Below are 21248 nucleotides of genomic sequence, written 5' to 3' on the forward strand. Positions count from 1 at the left end.
GGATCACAGTCGTGAACGATTATGAGCCGGGGTTTGAGCAGTTAGCCTGTATCAAGGTCATCGGCGTTGGTGGCGGCGGCAACAACGCGGTCAACCGCATGATCTCGGCCGGCCTCCAGGGCGTCGAGTTCATCGCGGTCAACACGGATGCCCAGGCCCTGAAGAACGCGCAGGCCCCGACGCGGCTGCAGATCGGCGCCAAGTTGACGAAGGGGCTGGGGGCCGGGGCCGACCCGGATATCGGCAACCGGGCCGCCGAGGAGAGCCGTGAGGAGATCGCCAGCGCGCTGCGGGGCGCGGACATGGTCTTCGTCACCGCGGGCATGGGCGGCGGCACCGGCACGGGTGCAGCTCCCGTGGTCGCGGAGATCGCGAAGGAGCTGGGCGCGCTCACGGTCGGCGTCGTCACCAAGCCCTTCACCTTTGAGGGTAAGAAGCGGGCCATGCAGGCCGAGAAGGGCATCCAGAACCTGCGGCAGAAGGTCGACACCCTGATCACCATCCCCAACGACCGGCTGCTGCAGGTGGTGGACAAGAAGACCAGCCTGATGGAGGCCTTCCGCACGGCGGACGACGTGCTCCGCCAGGGCGTGCAGGGCATCTCCGACCTGATCGCGGTACCGGGGCTGATCAACCTCGACTTTGCGGATGTGCGCACCATCATGTCCAACACCGGCTCCGCCCTGATGGGCATCGGCGTGGGGCGGGGCGAGGCCCGCGCCGCCGACGCCGCCCGGGCCGCCATCTCCAGCCCCCTGCTGGAGACGACCATCGACGGGGCCAAGGGCGTGCTGCTCAATATCACCGGCGGGCCGGACCTCGGGCTGATGGAGGTCAACGAGGCCGCGGAGATCATCGCCCAGGCCGCCGACCCCGAGGCGACGATCATCTTCGGCGCCGTCATCGACGAGTCGATTGAGGACGAGATCCGGGTCACGGTCATCGCCACCGGCTTCGGCGAGGGCGACTTCCCCGCCTGGGGCCGCCGCCGGCCCGGTCAGAACGCGATGGGCGAGGTCAAGCCCATGGTGGACGAGCTGGACATTCCGGCCTTCCTCCGCCGCAAGCCGCAGTAAACCTCTGGCGTCTGCCGGACTTCAAGCGCCTCCCGATTCGGGGGGCGCTTTTTCGGTGTGCCCGGCATGGGCGCTGACTTGGCGGTGAAAGTCCGCTACGGGCGAGGCAGCACCAGCCCGTTAGCCAAAGGCAAGGGTGTCCGTCGCGAGGCGGAATCTGGAGGAAGCCGGAGGCAAAGCCACGACCCGAGGAACACGAACCCCATAGGAGGCTGTGCCGCTCGGGTGAGCTGGCACGACTCTGCCCGCCGATCAGGGCGCCCGCTACGCTGCTGGCCGCGAAGCTGGGGGTGTAGAGGCCGAAGCCGCCTGTTGCAGCTCGGGGCGGCGTCCTCTCCGTCCCTCCTGCGCAGAATCACCCAGCACTCCGCGCTGTTCTTGACAGGTTTACCCGCCAACCGGCGCACACCTCCCGGTGTCGATTTGGGCCCCCCCAGCCCCCCGCTTTAGCTCGTAGGTAATACTCTGTATGGGCAGACAATAGGTACTAGACAGACAGATGGGAATATAGCAGCATGTCTGCGGGGTGGTGACCCACCCAAGAACAACGCACGGAAGGGAGGGCTACGGATGCTGAAGGTCGGCAATGTCGTGCTGACGGGCGGCGGCGACAACTGCTCCCGGTCCCGCAACGCTCCCCTGCTCGGTCAGACTGAGATCTCCGAGTTCGAGAAGGATCTGCTTGAGGCTATTGCACAGCTCGAGACCAATTCGCTCGAGGACGTCCTGACGGAGGATGAGGGCGAGTAAAGGTAATGCGTCGGGAAAGGGGGCCTTTGTGCCCCCTCCGCCCCTACGTCGGCCATTGCCCGGGCGCTGGCCCGGGGCATTACGGAGGGGGCTATGGGATGAAACGCGATTTCAATGGTGAGGAGTTACCCGTGATCCGTGCGCAGGACGGGCCGCTGCCTGGGGAACTGGCGGACAACGAGTCCCTGCAGTTCCAGCCCCATGTCGAACTCGCGCCTCTCTCGCTTTCCGACATCATCAGGCGCCCGAAGGGCATCGCGCTGTACGTGCACGTTCCGTTCTGCGAGCGCAAATGCACGTTCTGCGACTTCCTGGTCATTGCAGGTTCCGTCGTAACCGAATCGCTGAAAGATGAATATATAAATGCAGTCTGCCAGGAAATCCGCTTCTACGCACCAATATTAAGATCGCAAAACATCCGAATTAATATGATACAATTCGGCGGGGGAACCCCTTCGCTGCTCACGCCCGCCCAGATCAACTCGCTCCTCGAAGCGATCCACGAACACCTTGACTGCAGCGCGCTCCAGGAAGTTGTGTTCGAAGCGTTCCCGAGCACCGTCACCGCGGACAAGCTGGCCGCGATCGGTCAGTGTTCCACGGTCAAACTGAACATGGGCGTGCAGACGTTTGAGGACCCGCTGCTCGACCTGGTCGGCCGGCCGCACACCAGTGAGCAGGTCGTGTCTGCCTTGAAGCTGGCCAGCGAGAGAGGGCTAGCCTCGGTCGGCGTGGACCTCATCTGTGGGCTGCCGGGCAGTAGCGCAGCCACGACCACTTCAGACATCCGGCGGGCGGCCGAACTGGGCGCGGATCACATCACGGTCTACCCCCTCTGGCTGTATCCCGGCACCATCCTGTACCAACGCGTCATGGGCGGCGAGATAACGGCCCCGGGCGCCGAGGAGCGAAAGATGCGGCTGGCCGAGGCTCACAGCCTTCTGGATGAACTCGGGTTTGAACAGTACAGCATCTTCCACTTTGGGATGAACAGCTCCCGACACCTGTACGGGCTGTGGCAGATGCGTGACCGGGAGTGGCTTGGCCTCGGCGTCGGCGCCGTCAGCCATGTGTTCGGCGCCGTCTTTTCGAATGTCCGGGACATCCGGGAGTACATGCGCAGGGCGAAGTCCGGCATGGACTGTGTGGAGTCCGGCCGCGTGCTTACCGCCAGGGAGCGCATGCGCCGGACACTCGTCTTCGGCATGCGGCTGCGGGACTTCGAGTTGCACTGGTTCAGCGAGCGGTACGGCTGCCGGGTGCAGGACGTGTTCGCGGGCGAACTGGACCGCTTCGAGCGGCACGGCCTGCTGCAGCAGACGGAGACCTCGATTCGCCTCACCCTGGAAGGGATCATGCGGCTGAAATCCATTGAGGACTCCTTTGACGCGCAGGAGTCACAAACAGCCTGAGGAGGTACGTCAAGGTGGTCAAGGAGGCCAAGGAGTACACGTATGACCGGCAGCTAGCGGATATCTACGAGCATTCTCCCTTCTTCGGTCGGGGTTCGGAGGACCGCGTCAGGTTCTACGCGGAAGAGGCGGCCGCCGCAGGGGGTCCGGTGCTTGAGATCGGGGCGGCGACGGGTCTGTACACCATTGCGCTTGCACGTGCCGGGCTGGCGGTGGAAGCGATGGACATCTCGCCGGAAATGCTGGATTTTGTACGGGAGCGCCTGGCTGCCGAACCGCCCGAGGTGCGGAAACGGGTCACCCTGCACCAGGACGACATGCGGGAGTTCCGCCTGAACACCAAGTTCGCAACGGCGGTGCTGCCGGGCAACGCCCTACTGGCGGCCACGACCATCGAGGATCAGCTCCGCACGCTCCGCAGCGTCCATCGCCACTTGGTGGACGGCGGAACGCTGATCCTGGACGTCTTTTCCCCGGACCGGAATCTGATCGCCCAGACCAAGGAGCATAGCTGGTGCGAGTTCACCATACCTCATACGGGCGACCGCTACCTGTCCCACCGCTACACGCAGGTGGAACCGCTGCAGCAGTTACTCAAAATCCGTTTCATCCACGAACGCCTGGACGAGGACGGCGGGCTGGCCGACCGACGGATGCACACCATCCAGTTCCGCTACATCTACCCCAATGAACTGCGTCTTCTGCTCCTGCTGGCCGGGTTCCGGATCAGGCGCTATTACGGAGACTTCACCTCGCGAACCACGAAGTCCGCCTACGACGGGCATCAGGTTGTAATTGCGGAGAAGATGCCGGCCAGGAACCGATAATCTCTGCGAATGGGGTGATCGCGTGTCCGCACTTGCCAGCGCGCAGATGTATGTGCGGTCTCGCTATGTACACGTGTATCGCCGGGGAAACCGTAGCTTCTTCTTCAACAGCCTGACGCTGGAGCTTCTGGAGGGCGACGATGACGATTACCGGGTCTGGGAGAGCTATGCCGAACCCAGAGCCGGTTCGGACCACGAAACGGTCCGAACTCTGATCAGCCAACGGTTCCTCGTCCCCGCAGGAGAGGACGCGCCGGGTCAGGCGCTCAGGCGCCTAAAGGAGCTCCGGCGCGCAGCCCGTCAGAACCGGAAAGGGCGGATCGGGTTCATCCGGCTCTCGCTGACGGAGCGCTGCAACATGGCCTGCACGTACTGTTTTCAACAGAAGCTCTTCGAGGACAGGCAGCCGGTGATGAGCGAGCAGGACTTCACGGCCACCATGGCGTGGTTGATCGCCCAGAACCACGGGGAGCCGGTCACGGTTCAGTACTTCGGCGGCGAGCCGCTGCTGAAGTTCGAACTCGTCCGACTGGGCAACCGTCTCCTCCGGGAGGCCAAACGTGAAGGACTTATCGCCGGGTACACGCAGACTATCACGACCAATGGCACCCTGATGACGGACGAGATCGCCCAGTTCCTCGTTCAGAACAAGATCGATGTGATTTTCAGCCTGGATGGCTGGCGCGAACTGAACGACGAGCGGCGGGTCTTCAAGAGCGGCCGGGGAACCTATGACGCTGTGATGCAGGGAATCGCCCGGTTCAGGCAGGCTGGTGGAGAGCTTGCCGTTCTGATCACTCCCCGCACGGACAACATCGACGTGCTGCCCCGGATCGTGCGGCATTTCGTGGAGGATCTCGGCGCCTCCACCATAGGAATCAACGCCTCCCAGCCGACCCCCGAAGGCTGGGAGGTAGACGGACGCCTCCTTGCGGCTGCCATTCAGGAGATCTGGGCCTACTGCCATGAGCGTGGCGTCCACTTCCACGCCCCGGGCACCTACATTGCGACCCGCCTGGTGAACAAGCTCCTACAGATCGACCGCTGCATCGACGGCAATATCGGCGGCGAGATGGCGGACTGGCCTGCCTACATCACGGCCGACCTGAAGGTGTCGCCGTGCGTGGTGCACCACCAGGATGCGCGTATCACGCGGCCGGAGCCGGGAGCCCTCATCGACGACCGGTTCCTCGACTGGCATTTCGACGACACGGAACACCCCGAGTGCGACGACTGCATCGCTAGCCAGATCTGCGGCGGCCCCTGCAGCCTGGAGCTGATCTTCCGGGACAACAGGCTGAATCCGGACCGCTGCGCGTTCTTCAAGGCGATGGTCGAGTGGGTGATTACCCGGTGAGCCGGGACGCCGCGCCTTCCGCCGTGCCGCAGTTGGCCGCGCAGTACGTGGACGTCTGCACGACGGCCTATCCCGGGTCTGCGGTTCGGTGGGGCAGCGCACTGCCCGAGCGGTGTCTGCTGGCCCCCGGGGACTACGAGGAGTTGATCCGCTCGCTCGAGCGCCTGTTGCAGGCGCTGGAAGGCCGGGACGGGTACGGGGTCGAAGCGGCGATGCTCCGCAGCTCCGTCGCGGAGAAGCTGTTCGAACTGTGCGACCTATCCGAGTGGCGTACCAGCGCGTACTACCACGTGGAGAAGCGCATCGTCGGGATGGTCGATGTCTTGGCCGTGGACTTGCTGATCCCCCGGGACCACCTCCGCCACTGGCTCGGCCAGGTGCCATCGCTCTGTCAGACGGCGCTGAACACACTGGCGTTTGACCAGCTCAGCCGAATCGACGCGGTGTTCTCCACGACTTTGCTCCGTCAGTTCATCACGCGCCTCCGGGGACAGCGGCTGCCCGCCGCGGCAGAGGCCGGCATCCCGCAAGGGCAGCTCCTGGATGCGTGCGAGTCGCTGTCCAACAGGCTGGCGAAGGTGCCCCCCTCCAACCCCTCGCGTTCGCCTGTGGGCGCGGAGCGGCTGAGCCGCTGGCTCTCCGTGCACTGTGGCGTGGACGCGGACATCGAGAAGCTGTTCCACGACGCCCAGACCGTGCTCCGAAGGCACGCGCCGGCGCTTCGGCAGGAGCTCGGAGGTGGCGGAGCACCCCCTTCGTTCGAGGTTACGCCAGATTTCCTGCGGGCCACCCTGGACCAGATCCGGCACACCCTGGAGCCTTGGTTTGCGGTGCATCCCGCGTTGTTCGAGGGGCTGGAGTTCCGCCCGATGACCCTGCTCGGCATCTCCGGCGGTCCGCGTGCCGGCTACAGCTCCCTGGGCTATGTGTTTGGTACGGCTCGCCCAGTTCTCTACTACAACCCGGGCCAGTACCGGGATCCCGGGCAGTGCCGACTGGACGTCGTCCATGAGGTCTTCCCGGGGCACCACTGGGAGCGCACGCACACGTACGCCGCATTCCGCGGCCGGATCGGCGCCCTCACGTACGAGAGCATCCCGTTTCTGGAAGGTTGGGCGAAGTACTGCGAGACCTTCTATGCGCAGTCTGCCGGTGACCCCGCCGTGGATGCGGCATGGCAGGCGCAGCAGGCAACCGTGGCGCTGACCGCGCTCGGGGCGATGTACATGCACACCACCGATGCCCCGCTCCGGGTCATCGTGGAAGAACTGACGGCCTTGTCCGGTCTTCCCGCCTCAGCGGCGCAGTCGATCGCCATCCGTGGCTACTTCACGCCGATTGCCGCCATGGCTCCGTTCGTGGGCCAGCGGACCCTTCAGTTGCTGGCAGGCGACATCGGCGCCCGGGCGTTGCACGAGCTGATAACCAGCAAGGGTCCAACAATCCTTTGGGGGCGAAAGTGTTGACCACCACAACAACCGAACTGCAGCGGACGATCCGCAGCTACTTTGGCGTGGTCTCGCTGTACACATTCGCAGACAAGCTGTTCGGCGCGGTCTACATCGCGGCCATGTCCGACAACGGGTTGTCGAATGTCCAGATCGGCTTTGTCCTCATGATGGGCTCGCTATTCGCAGCAGTGCTGGACTATCCGTCGGGAAACGTGGCTGATACGTTCGGGCGGAAGAAGACGACGGCGGTCGGATTCGTGATCTGGGGCGCGTCCCTGGCTGCGTTCGCTTTTGCCCGGGGGGTGCCCGCGTACGTCGGGACGATGCTCCTGTGGGCACTTGGGGTTGCCCTCATATCCGGCGCCCCGGATTCCTGGTTCGTCGATGAACTGGATCGGATCGGCGAGGGGCCCCGGCGGCTGACGCTGCTGCCTACGGCCAACACGCTGAGCCTCGTCCTCGGCGCCCTGTCCGGACTGGTCACGGGCGTCATCGGGAGCTTCGGCCTGAAGTGGCCGCTGGTGCTGGGCGGCGGCGTGGCGATGCTCACCGGCGTGCTGGTGGCCCTGCTGATGTCAGAGAACTACGGCGAACGGGGGCTATCGCTCACGGGAGCGATCTGGAAGAACACCGTCGAGATCCTGGGCGTCCGGCGGTACCGATGGATAATGGCGCTGGTGGCCTGCGGGCGGGTGCCGTTCCAGGTGTTCGTCATGTCCTGGCAGCTTTACGCCCTGCAGCGCCTGGGCCTCCCCTCCACCTACTTCGGCCCGATCCTGACCCTGCTGATCCTGACGCTGGCGGCCGGCAATTTCCTCAGCACGCTGCTGAACCGGCGGTTCGCACCGATGCGTGTATCCTTCATCGGGTATACCGGGGTGCTAATCGGCTTCCTGATTTTCATGGCCCAGCCCGGCGCATGGCTCTTCCTGGTCGGAGCGGCGCTGTTTGAGCTCTGCCTCGGCATACACCAAGGGGCCGCATCCGTCTGGCTGCACGACATGGTGTCGTCAGAGAAACGGGCCAGCTTCATGTCCGCCCTATCTTCCGTGGGATCCCTGGTGGGGCTTGTCGTCCCCCTGCTCTCCGGCTTCCTGATGGACACCCTGGGGTTCCGGGCCGTCTGGGGAATCGGCGCAGCCGCGGTTTCGGGGGCGCTGTTGATCCTCCTGGGGCTCGCCTCGCCTGCCGTGAAGGAGGGCAAACCCGAGTGCCGGACCAGCTGACAGCAGAGATCGCCCGTGCGGTCGACCACCTCATCGCCAATTGCCTGCAGCCGCTGGCGGGGAAGCGCGTGGTGGTGATCGCTCATGACAGCGGCCCGTTCTGGTCAACCCTGGCTCACCGCCTAGGGCGGGCAGCGGGCCGCGTGACGGCGATCGCGGAACCGGCAGGTGCCGCCCCGCCGGACCGGCTGGTCCCCAAACCGCTCGGGGTGGGCCGCTTCTTCCTGCCGCAGCTGGGGGAGTACGAAGCAGCCCTTACCATTCTGGAGTCACCCCTGCGGCCGGCCCCCCAGTCCGACCCCATGCAGCTCAGGGAAGCGCTGCTGGCGCTGCACCGGAGCCGGCACCCCACGGCGTTCATCGAGTGGCCGTCGTGGATGGGCGAAGGCGCAGCGCAGGAGCGGCTCTTCGATCTGTACCTCTCGGCCCTGCAGATAGATTACGACGCGCTGCGACGGCGGAACCGCGAGATCGCCGATAGGCTGAGCCAGGCAACCACCCTGCTCGTCACCGCACCGAACGGGACGGAGATCGAGTTGGAGCGTGGCGAAGCACCGGTTCTGTGTGAGGACTGCCGCATACAGTCCGCCGATCCGTTCTTTCAACTGCCCGGGGGAGAGGTGTTCTTCGCGCCGCGGGAGGGCTCCGCCCGGGGCAACATCGTCACGCGGATCGGGTCACGCCGGGTCGCCGTCACGGTCAGGAACGGCATCGCCGACTTCTCTGGCCTGCCGGGGCTGCCCGCAGCCGCACCCCTGACGGAGTTCGGGGTGGGCACCAACCCGAAAGCGCCCCTACTCTCAAGCCTCAGCGTGGGAGAAAAGGCCCGGGGGACTTGCCATTTCGGGTTCGGGGACAACCGCGAATTCGGCGGCTCCGTGTCCGCACCGTACCACTTCGATCTCGTGGTGGAAAATCCGACCATTCGCCTGAGGGGCTGACCGCCATGCGTTATGAACGCCGCCGGGTGCTCAGCAGGGAAGGTTGCGACCTCGAGCTGCTGGTGGATCCCCAGGTCTCGCAGCACGATCTTGACGCCTGCCTGGCGCTGGTGAACACCGCCGGCTGGGAGACCGGCTGCGGCGTCCTGCTCGGCAGCGGCCCCGGCGCTCCGCTGCTGGTCCTGGCGCGGACGGCGCCCCAGGGCGCGACGCTGCCGTGGATGCGGGTGCAGGCGCACGGGGCCGTAGGGGCCGATCCGCACGTCGGACGGCTGCAGCTCCGGGTGAGGATCGCCCTGGACCCCGCCGGCCGGGCGAAGGTCACAGCGACACTCCCCTGGGCGGACCTGCCCCGACAGCAGCCGCTGGCGGCGCTCGTCCCGCCCGGGACGCCGGTCACCGTGCTGCCCGGTGGCACTACCGGTAAGCTCGACGAAATGCGCGTCGGGCACCTGCTCCTGCTTTTCCCGCCCCCAGGCGGTGGCGCCGCTGAGGTGAGGTTCGAGCGCCGCCTCGACCTGTCCCGCGGCGGTGTGCTGCTTCACGCGAAGGAAGGCTGGATACCTCGGGTGCTCGCACCCGAGGTTGTGGACTCGGCCGCCGTGGTGGTGGAGGCTGCCGGAGTCGAGGTCATCGCGAACGCTCCCGTGGAGGCGGACGGCGCCTTGGGGGCCCGGGGCCTGGACTCCTTCGTGATGGCGGTCCGCCGCCCTGGCTTCGCGGGCCTGCACATCGCTGCGGAGAAGGGGCACGTGGTCGTGCATTCTGGCCGCGACCGGGTGCGGGGCATCGATCTCGAACGGGAGATCGGTGGCATGTTGCGGCACTTCCAGGAGCTGTTCGCCGAACTCGACCGGCTGCACATCATCGAGTGCCCCACAGTCGAGGCGCTGGCGCTGAGCTTCCCCGGCCTGATCGCCATGGATCCGCGGCTGTTTGACAGCCCGGCCACGGCGCTCTTCCGGTTCCTCCCCCACGAACTCGCACATCAGTGGATCGGCAACAGGGTGACCTTCGACGGTCCGGGCCATCTCTGGTTGTCAGAGGGTCTGCCCGAGTTCCTGCAACTGCACTGGGTCAGGGAACGCCTCGGCGAGCGGCTGTACCGTAGGGGTCTCATCTACAGCGCCAACGTCTGGGCCCGCCGCGCCCGGCAGAGGGACATGGCCATCCTGGACTGGACGCCCCACGCTTCAGGCCATCTCTTCGACGCCCTGGCCGCCAAGGGAACCGTCGCCTGGCACCACTTCGCAGCCGAACTGGGCGAGACGGCGTTCCGCTGCCTGCTGAAGGGCTTGCTGGAGCTGCCCAACCCCGTCAGGGTTTCCGAGGCCATGGCTCTGGCTGAACAGATCAGCGGGCGGGACCTCGGACCGTTCCGGCAGGACTGGCTCGCCCGGCCGGGTTGGCCGGCCCGCGCCGCCATTGCGCCTGATCGGGGCGTCCAGGACCCGCACCCTGAGGAGGAGACGGATCATGGAACATCAGGCCCTGGTGGCCGTGGGAGCCTGTAACCTCAGGTGCCAGTACTGCTGGTACGAGACGGGCGTACTGGACTATGTGCGCACGACCGTGACTCCTGCGAACCTATCCCGCTGGCTGGACGAGTGCCGCAAGCTGTACACGGTGAACTACCTCACCATCACCGGCGGCGAGCCCATGCTCCGGCGCGACTTCGGGGAGTTGCTCGACGTCGGCGTCCAACACCGGCTGCAGGTCGCGGTGCTGACCAACGGCACCCGAATCACGGACCAGTGGGCGCGCACGTTCCGCGAGAAGGACATCGCGGTCTTCATCAGCCTGGACAGCCTGACCCCGGACTACCACAACACCGTCCGCGGCCAGCATGACGAGGTGATGCGTGGTATCCGGCTGCTGGCCGACGCCGACGTACCTGAACGGTACCTGACGACCGTGGTCAGCCGGGGTAACCTCGATCAGATGGAACCGCTCCTGGACTTCGCCGAGCAGCACGGGTTCACGATCAATTTCCACGTGGCCGCCCTGCCCGATGATCACCCGCTGAGCCTTCGCCGTTGCACCGAGGACGAGCTGCGGGTCTTCTACCGGACCCTGAACAAGTGGAGCGATCGAAACGGGCGGAAGTACATCGTCGGCCAGTACGGTGCCGTTATCCGGTTTGGCCGGCCCATTCCCCTGAACACGTGCCCGTTCGCACTGAGCACCTTGGTGATCGATTCAGACGGCTCGCTCTTCCCGTGCTACCAGCACAAGGGAGAGCCGCTGGGCAGCATTTTCACATCCACCCCGGAGGAGGTGCAGGCCCGGAAGCGGGCCTTCATCGAGCGGGTGAGACCGGCATCCTGCATCTCCACGGACTGCCTGGGTGTGTTCTAGCTCAAGTTTCACGCGAACAACTCGACATTCGTGGTGTTAAAAGGGCGTATGGGTAGGGAGTGGCCCGGTTCAGGGTAATCTCAGCTCCAGCCAGGGGAGTACCCCGGCTGAACACCAACCGCAGCGTGTCGCCGAGGCACCGAATGGTTGCTCGGCACCGGGCCGCTACTCGTACCAAGAGTCGACTCCCCGCCTCGGCCAGTTTGGGCGAGTTCGTGCTCAGAAACCGCCAAGCCCAGCGCACCAGGTTGAAGGCGAACAAGACCAGCTGCGTGAAGGCGGCGTTGGCCTCATACTTCCGCATCCGAGGAGTACCAAAGTGGAACGTTCCCTTCCACTCCTGGAACCCGGCTTCGATGGTCTGCCGTCCATGGTAGAGCTTGACGACCTCTGTCGTGGTGAGCTCCTCAGGCTGGAGCGTAGTCAGGATGACGCTGCGGACCTCCCGGCCATCGGCGTCCCAGCGGCGCATGGCGACCAGTCGCACCGGATACGGTGCGAGCAAAGTGGGGCCAGGTACGGTAACGGCTTCGGAGGCAAACCGGTTCTTCTCGACTTCAACCCAGCCCTCCGCCGGCACGGCGTCGAAGAGGCGCTTGTAGGCGGGATTGCTTCCGGAGTAGGACTTGATGGTGAACTCGTATCCCAGCTCCAGCAGCCGCTGGATCACCTCCGGCGTGCCAAAGGCGCTGTCGGCTCGCAGCACGATCCGGAGGGGAGCCGGGTTCGTCCGATTCTCCTGCCGGTACTGCCGGAGTCGCTGGTTCACTTCACGGAGGTGCTGAACCTCCTCCTGGAACTCACGCTGCAGCTTCTGCTTCCGGCGGGCGCTGCCCTTGCCTGATACCGTCTGCAGTTGCTGATACAGCTGCCTGACCCGAGCCTTCTGCTGAGCCAGGCATGCCTCGACCCATTCGACTCGCCGCAGGGGACGACCAATCCGGGCTTCGATCCTGGGAATCAGTTCGAGCAGGCAGGCGCCGGAACGGCTGTTGGCCTTGCCGGACTTGAGAAGGCCGTCGATGGCAAAGCGCTGCTGCTTCCCGCTGAGGAAGGCGGCTGCGATCTGATAGCCTCGGGCCAACTTCCCCTGGATGTAGCCGAAGTCGGTACCGGTGTACTGCCTGGTCTCGCCCCGAACCTTCTGGCCGGTGAGGTCGATGTCCACGATGACCATTCCGGACCGGTCTGGGCCCGCCACCGCCGCAACCTCCTGCTGAAGCAGGGGAGCCTGGATCTCCGCCAGTGCATCGGAAAGTTGTTGAACGTTTTCCTCCGTTAGTTTGCTAAAGGTCGCACAGACGGTGGAGAAGTGAGCAAAGCGTTCCTGCCCCCAGGCTTGAGCTACGGCAGGGTCGGCGACCAGCGGCTCGGGATCGAAGTTCAGGTCCTTCATGTAGCGGCAGTTGCCGAGAATGGCAACCAACGCCTCGACTACCTTGTCGACCGGCGTATGGGTGTAGGTCTTCTGATTGATCCGCAGGTGCCGGTTCAACACGTCAACCAGGTTCAGCCTTTGCGCTACCCAACCAAGAGCGACAAGAAAACCATGCCGGGTGGTGGATTTGATGGCTTGCGCAGTGACTTCGGGCGTCGTACCATGAGACTGCATCAGTCGAACCTCCACATGGTGGTTTAAGAGGGGCAAATCCCACCATGTATCATTGGTTCAGACTGATGCTTTTTCAATGGGTTTCCATTGTACGGAGTGCGGGTTATTCACGCGAAACTTGAGCTAGGGCCGGCCTATGAACGGACTCGCGACCAGGACGTTCGTGATCGAGAACCACGACGAGGCGTTCTATCTGTGGGCCGATCACGGAATGCGAGGGCGGACCGTGGTCCACGTGGATGCGCACGTGGACTACTTCCCGGGCACATGCGCGGACATCGGCTCCTACATCTACCACGCCCACCGGCGCGGTCTGATCAGTCGGTTTTACTGGGTCGTCCCCGACCCCACGTGGCAGAGCCCCCGCCTCCGGCGTAGGCTGATCGGCTCCATGATCGAACTCGGGCTGCAGGCAGACTCCGGAGCGGCCGCGGGAATCAGCGGTTCGCTGCAGGGGCTTCACTTCTGGGTGGGGCCGCTCGGGGAGCTGCCGCAGATCGATGCTCCCGTGCTGCTCGACTTGGATGTCGATTATTTCCTTACGCCGTTCTGCTACGTCGGCGTCCGGGAATGGCTGGTCCCATGGCGGCTGCCGGAGTCGCTGGTCCGGCGACTGCAGGACAGGCAAATCCGGTGGGACATGGCCACCATCGCGGCCTCCGTGGAGGGGGGATATACCCCCATGCAGTGGCGCCTGCTGGCGCCCTACACCCAGGCCCTGCTGGAAGGCCGGTCGCCGGGCTTCTCCCTGTCCAGGCTGACTGGCGGAGCACTTGCCTACGTTCTGGGCGACGCCGGAGGCGCCCGCACGCACTTCGCCACGGCCGCCCGGGCAGGGGCAGGGACCGAGGAGCAGGCCGCAGCGGAGGTCTGGCTCGCACGGCTGAGCCTGGAGGCCGGCGATCCCGATTCAGCCCGGAGGCACGTCCGGGCGGCCGCGTCCTTCGGCGAGGCGTACGCCTCTAGTTGGATCTGTCCCGGGTTCGGGTTCTGGTACCAAGGGAGCACGAGGGCCGCCGTCCGGTCTTTCCGGCAATGGTCGCAGGCGCTTCCGGAGGAGCCCTCGCTGTTTAGCCTGTGGGCGCTGGCGGTCTTACAGGATGACCCGGAGACGGCTGCCGATCTGGCAGCCCGGGCGTACGCGCTGGGGCCGGAGTGCGCCGACTCCAACCTGGCGCTGGGTCGAGCGCTGCTGCGTAAAGGGGAACCGAAGGCCGCGGTCGCGCACCTGGAGCGCGCCCTGGCGCTTGTACGCCGCGGCGGTCGCACGTTACTGGCTCCCATACGTAGCAAGGCCGCGCCGCAGGCAGCCTCCACGCTGGCTATCGTCACGATCATGAAGGACCTGATGAAGGCCTACTACCAGGTAGGGAACGCCGCCAGGGCCGCCCGTTTCCATGACTTCCTCAGGCAGCACCGCCTGATGAGTCCCGCCGACGAGTATGAACTTCTCCGAACGCTGCGGCGTTCCGGGCCGGCTGTTCCGGCCCTGACCCGCCCGCTCCGGGGGCTGCCCACCCGGTGGCAGGCGCTTGTGCACCGAGCGCTCCGGCTGGCGTACCTGGCGGCCGGGCGAACGGATCACCTGATCGTCGAATGGCAGGTCAGGCGGCTTTACGGGATCCTGTCGGCCCCAGGCAAGACCGGGCTCGGCCCGATCTGAGATAGACTGGCATTTCGATTCTGGGAGGGAGTGGCGATGTCCGATGCGCATCTTGCCCGGACCTTCATCCGGACTCTCGACTCATTGCCACAGAGGGTCACGGTGAGGCTCTGCGGCTGGGTGGTGGAACATGAGGGAGAGCGCCTGGTCATGCAGGACTCGACCGGGACGGCGACCGCCGTCCTGTCCCCTGGCTCCGGCGGACCGGGGAATCTCCGCAGGGGCGACGTGGTTGAACTGGTGGGCGAGCTTCAGGACGGCGGCGTCGTGCGGGCCGGGACGGTTACGGTTCACAACCGGGCGCACCTGCCCGATCCGTCGGAGGTCGCGCCGCTGTCCCGGTACTCCTACCTGCGCTACCGCAATCACGAGGCGGTCGACCTGGTGCGGAGGATCAACCGGGCCGAACGGGTCGCACGGTCGTACCTCTTCGAAGAGGGCTTCCTGGAGATCCGGACACCGCTCCTCTGGCGCCCCATACAGGAGTACGCTGAGCCGGAGTTTCACGCCAGCCACATCCACCGGCCAGGGATGGGATACAGCCTCCTGCAGTCGCCCATGCCGCCGGCGCTCCTGGCTGTGATCGGCGGATTGGACCGCGTCTTCAGCTTCTCCCTGTGCGTCCGGTGGGAAGGTACGAACTACGACCCGCGCAAGGTATGCGAGTTCACGCACCTGAACATGGCGATGTCGTTTACGACGCTTGAAGACAGCAAGCGTCTGATGGAAGGGCTAAGCGCCCATCTCATCCACGCGCTGACCGGGGAGCAGGTGGAGATGCCGTTCCCGCGGATCCAATTCGATGAGGCGCTTCGCCTCTACTCCTCCGATACGCCGGACTTCCGCTACAGGCAGTACCTGAGGCCGACGATCCCCGGGGAGCGGCTAGCGTATGCACGCGGCGAGCTCTCCTCGCTGATCATCCCCTACGCCCTTCCCACCGGCCTCCGGGCGCAGCTCTCGTCCATCCTGCGTGAGCGCTACGGTGAGGGCTACGGCCTGCTCCATGTCGACGAGAACGGCACGGAGGCGATCGGTGGGGACATCGGCAGGGGCCTGGATGTGCGGCACATCGTCCGGGAGTACGGCGTCCGGCCGCCGGCCACGTTGGTCGCCCTGCCCGGCACGCCGGAGAGGGCGCACGGGTTCTTCGAGAAGATCATCGTGCAGCTTCACCCGGTTCTCGACGGCTCCCCCGTGCCACGGTTCGCGTTCGTGTGGGTGGACGGGATCCCGTACCTGACGGACCCGCGTGCGGAGGATGTCGCCTCGCGCGGCTCGTTCCACATGAGCCGGAGCGTGCTCGGACGAACGACCCCCGCCTCCCAGGCGGATCCGAGGGTGCGCGTGCTGTCGCACGACCTGATCCTGAACGGCCTGGAGATTGGCGGCGGTGGCGAGAAGGAGCACCGGGCAGAAGAACTGGCGAAGAACCTGGAGATCGCCCAGGTCGACGACCCCGCATTCCGCTTCGGCTACCACCTGGATGCGCTCACCCGGGGGGCGCCGCCCATGCTGAACTGTGTGATCGGGTGGGAGCGGTTCCTGTGGAAGGTGCTGGAGACCGAGTCGCTGCATGATGTGATGTTCCTACCGAAGGACAACAGCGGCCGCTGCCCGGTGTCGGGTGCGCCGCTGGAGATCGCCCGCGGGTGATGAAGATCTTGAGTCGATCGGGACTGCTGCACAGCGTGCTTCTGTCCCTGGGCGTGGCCGGAGCCTTCATCGTCGCTGGTTCCTGGATCAGAGCTTCCCCACTCTACCACCTCTTCGTGGGAACGGCGCTGATCTGCGGCGGCGTGCTCCTGGCCTGGTGGCGTAAGATCCAGCGCCTGCACGTTGTGCTGCGCGCTGCCGCCGTCATGGTCTACGTTGCGGCCACAATCCTCGTTCTGTATGGCGTGACGCTGGCATGGCCCCGGATCCTGGTGTACGGAGGAGAAGGCGATCTCGAAGGGTAGGGGCCGGACTGATCCTTACCGTCGTGAGCATCGCCACTGCGCTCCTGTTTGTGCCTCTCAGTCTCCTGACGAGACGATCGAGCTCGATGAATCGAGTAGGAGGGGGCGGCTAGCCCCCGTCCTCTCACACCACCGGACATGCGGGTCCGCATCCGGCGGTTCACCAAGATTGACGAGTTGCTTCATAGCATACGGTCAGGCTTATCAGTCCCTGGGCACGCCAGTAGGCGTTGCCCAGGGCGTTGTTTAGTGGGCCCCCTGCCACCCGCCACGGGCCTTTGCGGCTGTTGGCGAGTTGGTGGGCCACGCGTGCGGGTACACCGAGGGCACGCAGTTCCCGAAGGCGTCTACGCACTCGCTTCCACTGCTTCCATACGCATGCTCGCAGCCGTCGCTTCAGCCACCCTTCAAGCAGCTCGAAGGCTGACCTGGCATCGGAGAGCGCGTAGTACCCAACCCAGCCCCGCAAGTAAGCGTTCAGGCGTCGGATTTGGTCCTCCATGCTCTCGCTGCGGTTGCGGTCCGTCAGCGTGCGAAACCTGTCCTTCACGCGCTTCAGGCTCTTTGGTGCCAGCCGGATGCGCACTCCCCGGTGCTTGCAAAAGCTAAACCCGAGGAACTGCCGCTTCCACGGCCGGTCCACTGCGCTCTTCTCCTCGTTGACCTTCAGCCGTAACCGCTCCTGCAGGTAGTGGCGCACGCTCCTGTAGACCCGCTCTCCCGCCCGCTTGCTGCGGACGTAGATGTTGCAGTCATCGGCGTACCGGACGAAGTGGTGCCCACGGCGCTCCAGTTCCTTGTCGAGGTCATCCAGCAGGATGTTCGCCAGCAGCGGGCTCAGCGGACCGCCCTGCGGCGTCCCTTCCTCCGTCGCCACGACTACCCCGTTCAGCATGACCCCAGCCTGTAAGTACCGCCGGATCAGCCGCAGCACTCGCTTGTCCGTTACCCGCCGTGCCACGCGGGCCATCAGCACGTCATGGTTGACCCGGTCGAAGAACTTCTCCAGGTCCATGTCCACGACCCAGGCGTACCCTTCCTCCACGTACTGACGTGCCTTCCTGACCGCGTCATGACCCCGCCGCCCCGACCGAAAGCCGTAGCTGGATTCGGAGAATGTGGGTCAAATGTCCCCAGTCTACCTGGGCTTGTTCACCGGGAAGCGTCTCAAAGGGCTTGTACACACGTTCCCGTTTGGGACGGATGGTGCTCAGGTAGCGGCGAACGGTTCGGCGCGACCCTGTGTACCCCAGCTGGGCGATTTCCCGATAGATCCGCTCAGCCGTGAGCTCGGGGTACTTGGCCATACGGGACTGGATGTAGTCGACATAGTCGTCGATCTTCCGTCGTACCTGTTTCCGGTGGATCCGTTCCGGGACTTCGTCCATGGCCAGATACTTATCAACGGTGCCGCGGTCGATTCCCAAGCATCTCGCAATCTGGGACTTGTTGAGTCCTTCAGCAGCCAAGCGTTTGATTTCCACCAAAACCCCCACCGTTTTCAAGCGTCCCATCCCTCGCTGTCGTTCTGGGTAGTTGGCACTTCCAGAGTTCGACGTGCGATGTGGATGGGCATTTTTGTTTCCAGCTTGGTGCGGGATTTTGTTGGCCACTTATGCTGATTTTAAGGTGGCCAGTAACACCAACACCTGGTGCGAACAGAACGGATAGCGGCTGGGACGGGTGTCCCGCCTGGCCGGCCAACAGCGGGGCAAATTCGACAGAATGCGCCAGAACGCCCCGCCAGTTTGCGACCGAAAGCGACAGTCAGGCTGGGCTAAGATGTTGGCATAAATCCGGGACTTGCTTCGTACTCTCGCGCTGCGGGACGGGGTGAGCCTGACGGGGGTGGCCTGGTGTGCCCGGTCTGCCCAGTTTGCCCGCAGTCCGGCTGGACATCTTCTTCCTCGTCAACCTCGGCATCGACCTCGCCCTGCTCTGGTTCGCCGCCCGGGCGGCGAGGGTGCGGTACCGCGCGTGGCGGCTCTGGGTGGCGGCGCTGCTGGGATCGGCGCTGGCGGTGCTGCCGGGGGTGCCGGCGCCCGGCGGGGGCTGGCTGCTGTCGGGCGCCGTTCTGCTGACAGGGAGCATCCTGCTGGTTCTGCTCCTGGTCTGGCCCGGCACGTGGTCCCAGTTCCTGGCCGTGTTCGGCTTCTTCTGGACCGGCCTGATTGCAGCGGGGGGCCTGCTCCTCCTGCTGGCTGAGCGGTACCCGGTCCTCTTCACTTCACCGCCGGCCGCACTGGTGGCCGGCGGGGTGGGTCTGGCCCTGGCCGGCGTGCACCTGCTTTGGCAGGCGCACCGGGAACGGGCAGAGGTCGATGACGCCCTCTACGAGATCGAGGTGCGCGTGGGGGAGCAGCGCGCGGTCCTGGAGGGGCTCCTGGACTCTGGGAACCTGCTGCGCACACCCATCACCCGCCAGCCGGTGGCCGTGGTCGACAGCGAGCGGCTGCGGGGCTGCCTGCCGGCGGCGGTGGCGGAAGCGGCGAAGGCCGGTCCACAGGGACTGGACCGGCTGCCCGCCGAGTGGCAGAGCCGGTGCCATCTCGTGCCCTACGCGGCGGTGGGCCGGGGCGACGGGCTGCTACTGGTGGTGCGGCCGGACGGGCTGGCGGTCCGCCCGAGGGGGCGGGGCGACTGGGTGCCGGTGCAGGGCTACATCGGCCTCGCGGCGGGACCGCTGGATCCGGAGGGGCGGTATGCGGCACTGCTTCCGGCGGCGATGGCGGCGGAAGCGCGGGGCGCACAGGGCCCACGGGGCGGACGGGGCGCATGGGACGCAGGGGGCGCATCGGGCGCACGGGGCCGCTCCCGCGGGAGTCCCGTGGAGGCACAATCCGGCGAGAGAGGAGAGGGGAGGCCCGATGTACACGTTCGTTAGGAGGCAGTGGCTGGTGCTTCAGGGGGCCCTCTTCCGGGTGTCCGCCCGCGTGATGCGCTGGCTGGCAGCCAGAGGGCTGGTCAGGCCAAGAGCGATCTACTACGTCGGCTCCAGCGAGGCCTTGCCCCCGCCGCTCACGGGCGAGGAGGAGGCTGCGCTGCTGGCGCGCCTCACCCAGGGGGATGAAAGCGTCAAGAATACGCTGATCGAGCGCAACCTGCGCCTGGTGGTCTACATCGCCCGCAAGTTCGACAACACCGGCATCTGGGTGGAGGACCTGGTCTCCATCGGAACGATCGGCCTGATCAAGGCGGTCAAGACCTTCGATCCGTCCAAGCGGATCAAGCTGGCCACGTATGCATCGAAATGCATCGAGAATGAAATTCTGATGTACCTGCGCCGGGCGTCGCGCACCCGGAGCGAGGTATCCTTTGACGAGCCCCTCAACAAGGACTGGGAGGGCAACGAACTGCTCCTGTCCGACGTGATGGGCACCGACAGCGACATCACCTACCGGGGTCTGGAGGAGGAGGTCGATCGCCTGCTCCTGCGCAAGGCGATGGCCAAGCTCACGGGCCGGGAGAAGCGGATCATGGAGTTGCGGTTCGGTCTGGTCGACGGCCGCGAGCGCACCCAGAAAGAGGTGGCCGACCTGCTGGGGATCTCGCAGAGCTACATCTCCCGGCTGGAGAAGCGCATCTTCAAGCGCTTGAAAAAGGAAATTATGCGGATGGAATGACGATACCCGCGAGTGTTTAACACTATATGTAAGTGATTCCTGAACACGGAATAGCGGTTCCCGGCCGTGGACATACTCCCATGTGAATGGGGCAGCCGTTCGGCGCCCATGGGGGAGGCATTGTCCCGGCATGATGATCAACAAGGTAGAGATCCCCGGGGTCAACACCGCCAAGCTTCCGGTGCTCACCAACGCCCAGATGCGGGAGCTGTTTGTCCGGATGCACAGTGGTGAAAAGGCAGCCCGCGACCAGCTGATCACAGGGAACCTGCGCCTGGTGCTGAGCGTCATCCAGCGCTTCAACAACCGGGGGGAGTACGTCGACGACCTGTTCCAGGTGGGCTGCATCGGCCTCATGAAGGCCATCGACAACTTCGACCTGGGGCAGAACGTCAAGTTCAGCACCTACGCCGTGCCCATGATCATCGGCGAAATCCGACGCTACCTGCGGGACAACAACCCGATCCGGGTCAGCCGCTCGCTGCGGGACATCGCCTACAAGGCCTTGCAAGTGCGGGACGCGCTCGTCAGCCGGCTCTCCCGGGAGCCCACGGTGCAGGAGATCGCCGACGAGCTGAAGCTTCCCCTGGAGGATATCGTCTACGCCCTGGATTCCATCCAGGAGCCCGTCTCGCTCTTCGAGCCTCTGTACCACGACGGGGGCGACCCCATCTACGTCATGGACCAGGTGAGCGACGAGTCGCAGCAGGATTCCCAGTGGCTGGAGGGCATCAGCATCCGGCAGGCCCTGCACCGGCTGGGTGAGCGGGAACGGCTCATCCTGACCCTGCGGTTCTTCGAGGGGAAGACCCAGATGGAGGTCGCCGAGGAGATCGGGATCTCGCAGGCGCAGGTGAGCCGGCTGGAGAAGGCTGCACTGTCCCACATGCGGAAGTACGTATAGCGCCCAAGGCTGACGCCCCATCCCCCACGGCGGGGATGGGGCCTCTTGCTGCGCGCCCGCCCGCTTTATGTGAAGCTGGTTTAGATT

18 protein-coding genes and 1 pseudogene are annotated in these 21248 nt (G+C 65.3%); 16 read left to right on the top strand and 3 right to left on the bottom strand.

Annotated features, from left to right (window positions below; all coding sequences use genetic code 11):
* Positions 1-11 precede the first annotated feature (11 nt).
* From ftsZ to ACZ5UM_RS11175, 10 genes are all read left to right on the top strand, one after another.
* Positions 12-1076: a cell division protein FtsZ gene (gene ftsZ, locus ACZ5UM_RS11130; protein ID WP_464844185.1), complete on the top strand. Its 1065-nt coding sequence runs from the start codon at positions 12-14 to the stop codon at positions 1074-1076.
* Positions 1077-1646: 570 nt separating this feature from the next.
* The gene (locus tag ACZ5UM_RS11135) at positions 1647-1826 is read left to right on the top strand and encodes a hypothetical protein (protein WP_464844187.1); all 180 of its coding nucleotides are present in this window, start codon (positions 1647-1649) and stop codon (positions 1824-1826) included.
* A 98-nt stretch (positions 1827-1924) separates the two neighbouring features.
* Positions 1925-3238 (top strand): radical SAM family heme chaperone HemW, encoded by a 1314-nt coding sequence (gene hemW, locus ACZ5UM_RS11140; RefSeq protein WP_464844189.1) that lies wholly within the window; start codon positions 1925-1927, stop codon positions 3236-3238.
* A 14-nt stretch (positions 3239-3252) separates the two neighbouring features.
* Entirely contained in the window at positions 3253-4065 is an 813-nt protein-coding gene (locus tag ACZ5UM_RS11145) for a class I SAM-dependent methyltransferase (RefSeq protein ID WP_464844190.1), read from the top strand.
* Positions 4066-4087: 22 nt separating this feature from the next.
* Positions 4088-5422, top strand: a complete 1335-nt coding sequence (locus ACZ5UM_RS11150) for a radical SAM protein (protein ID WP_464844192.1) — start codon at positions 4088-4090, stop codon at positions 5420-5422.
* Positions 5404-6888, top strand: coding sequence for a DUF885 family protein (locus tag ACZ5UM_RS11155; RefSeq protein ID WP_464844194.1), 1485 nt, complete (start codon positions 5404-5406; stop codon positions 6886-6888). Before ACZ5UM_RS11150 ends, ACZ5UM_RS11155 begins: the two co-directional genes overlap by 19 nt.
* A complete protein-coding gene (locus tag ACZ5UM_RS11160) occupies positions 6885-8099 on the top strand; it encodes an MFS transporter (protein ID WP_464844196.1) in 1215 nt (404 codons plus the stop codon). The genes ACZ5UM_RS11155 and ACZ5UM_RS11160 overlap by 4 nt, the downstream gene beginning before the upstream one ends.
* On the top strand, positions 8084-9040 hold the full coding sequence (locus tag ACZ5UM_RS11165) for a M29 family metallopeptidase (RefSeq protein ID WP_464844197.1): 957 nt from the start codon (positions 8084-8086) through the stop codon (positions 9038-9040). The genes ACZ5UM_RS11160 and ACZ5UM_RS11165 overlap by 16 nt, the downstream gene beginning before the upstream one ends.
* A gap of 5 nt (positions 9041-9045) precedes the next feature.
* A complete protein-coding gene (locus ACZ5UM_RS11170; protein WP_464844199.1) occupies positions 9046-10554 on the top strand; it encodes a M1 family aminopeptidase in 1509 nt (502 codons plus the stop codon).
* Positions 10517-11398, top strand: a complete 882-nt coding sequence (locus ACZ5UM_RS11175; RefSeq protein WP_464844200.1) for a radical SAM protein — start codon at positions 10517-10519, stop codon at positions 11396-11398. Before ACZ5UM_RS11170 ends, ACZ5UM_RS11175 begins: the two co-directional genes overlap by 38 nt.
* Before the next feature lies 1 nt (position 11399).
* Here ACZ5UM_RS11175 and ACZ5UM_RS11180 read toward each other — a convergent pair whose 3' ends face one another.
* The gene (locus ACZ5UM_RS11180) at positions 11400-13010 is read right to left on the bottom strand and encodes a transposase (protein WP_011196386.1); all 1611 of its coding nucleotides are present in this window, start codon (positions 13008-13010) and stop codon (positions 11400-11402) included.
* A 136-nt stretch (positions 13011-13146) separates the two neighbouring features.
* On the opposite strand from ACZ5UM_RS11180, the gene ACZ5UM_RS11185 reads away from it, so the two are divergent.
* The 3 genes from ACZ5UM_RS11185 to ACZ5UM_RS11195 all read left to right on the top strand — a co-directional run bounded on the left by ACZ5UM_RS11185 (position 13147) and on the right by ACZ5UM_RS11195 (position 16634).
* Positions 13147-14673: a hypothetical protein gene (locus ACZ5UM_RS11185; RefSeq protein ID WP_464844201.1), complete on the top strand. Its 1527-nt coding sequence runs from the start codon at positions 13147-13149 to the stop codon at positions 14671-14673.
* 150 nt (positions 14674-14823) lie between these two features.
* Positions 14824-16329 carry an amino acid--tRNA ligase-related protein gene (locus ACZ5UM_RS11190; protein WP_464844202.1) on the top strand — a complete coding sequence of 502 codons (1506 nt, stop codon included), beginning with the start codon at positions 14824-14826 and terminating at the stop codon, positions 16327-16329.
* Positions 16326-16634 (top strand): hypothetical protein, encoded by a 309-nt coding sequence (locus ACZ5UM_RS11195; protein WP_464844203.1) that lies wholly within the window; start codon positions 16326-16328, stop codon positions 16632-16634. The genes ACZ5UM_RS11190 and ACZ5UM_RS11195 overlap by 4 nt, the downstream gene beginning before the upstream one ends.
* 160 nt (positions 16635-16794) lie before the next feature.
* Here the strand turns inward: ACZ5UM_RS11195 and ltrA are convergent.
* Together ltrA and ACZ5UM_RS11205 are read right to left on the bottom strand one after the other, a co-directional pair.
* Positions 16795-17757 (bottom strand): annotated as a pseudogene (gene ltrA, locus ACZ5UM_RS11200) (group II intron reverse transcriptase/maturase); the annotation flags it as partial.
* Complete coding sequence (locus ACZ5UM_RS11205) at positions 17705-18118, bottom strand: hypothetical protein (RefSeq protein ID WP_464844205.1); 414 nt, start codon at positions 18116-18118, stop codon at positions 17705-17707. The gene ACZ5UM_RS11205 and the pseudogene ltrA, both read right to left, overlap by 53 nt.
* 374 nt (positions 18119-18492) lie before the next feature.
* On the opposite strand from ACZ5UM_RS11205, the gene spoIIGA reads away from it, so the two are divergent.
* The 3 genes from spoIIGA (at position 18493) to sigG (ending at position 21161) form a co-directional block, all read left to right on the top strand.
* Positions 18493-19518 carry a sigma-E processing peptidase SpoIIGA gene (gene spoIIGA, locus ACZ5UM_RS11210; RefSeq protein WP_464844207.1) on the top strand — a complete coding sequence of 342 codons (1026 nt, stop codon included), beginning with the start codon at positions 18493-18495 and terminating at the stop codon, positions 19516-19518.
* 52 nt (positions 19519-19570) lie between these two features.
* A complete protein-coding gene (gene sigE, locus ACZ5UM_RS11215; RefSeq protein ID WP_464848354.1) occupies positions 19571-20257 on the top strand; it encodes an RNA polymerase sporulation sigma factor SigE in 687 nt (228 codons plus the stop codon).
* A 130-nt stretch (positions 20258-20387) separates the two neighbouring features.
* A complete protein-coding gene (gene sigG / locus ACZ5UM_RS11220) occupies positions 20388-21161 on the top strand; it encodes an RNA polymerase sporulation sigma factor SigG (protein WP_464844208.1) in 774 nt (257 codons plus the stop codon).
* The last annotated feature ends 87 nt before the right edge of the window (positions 21162-21248 follow it).

It is taken from the genome of Symbiobacterium ostreiconchae (assembly GCF_055396975.1).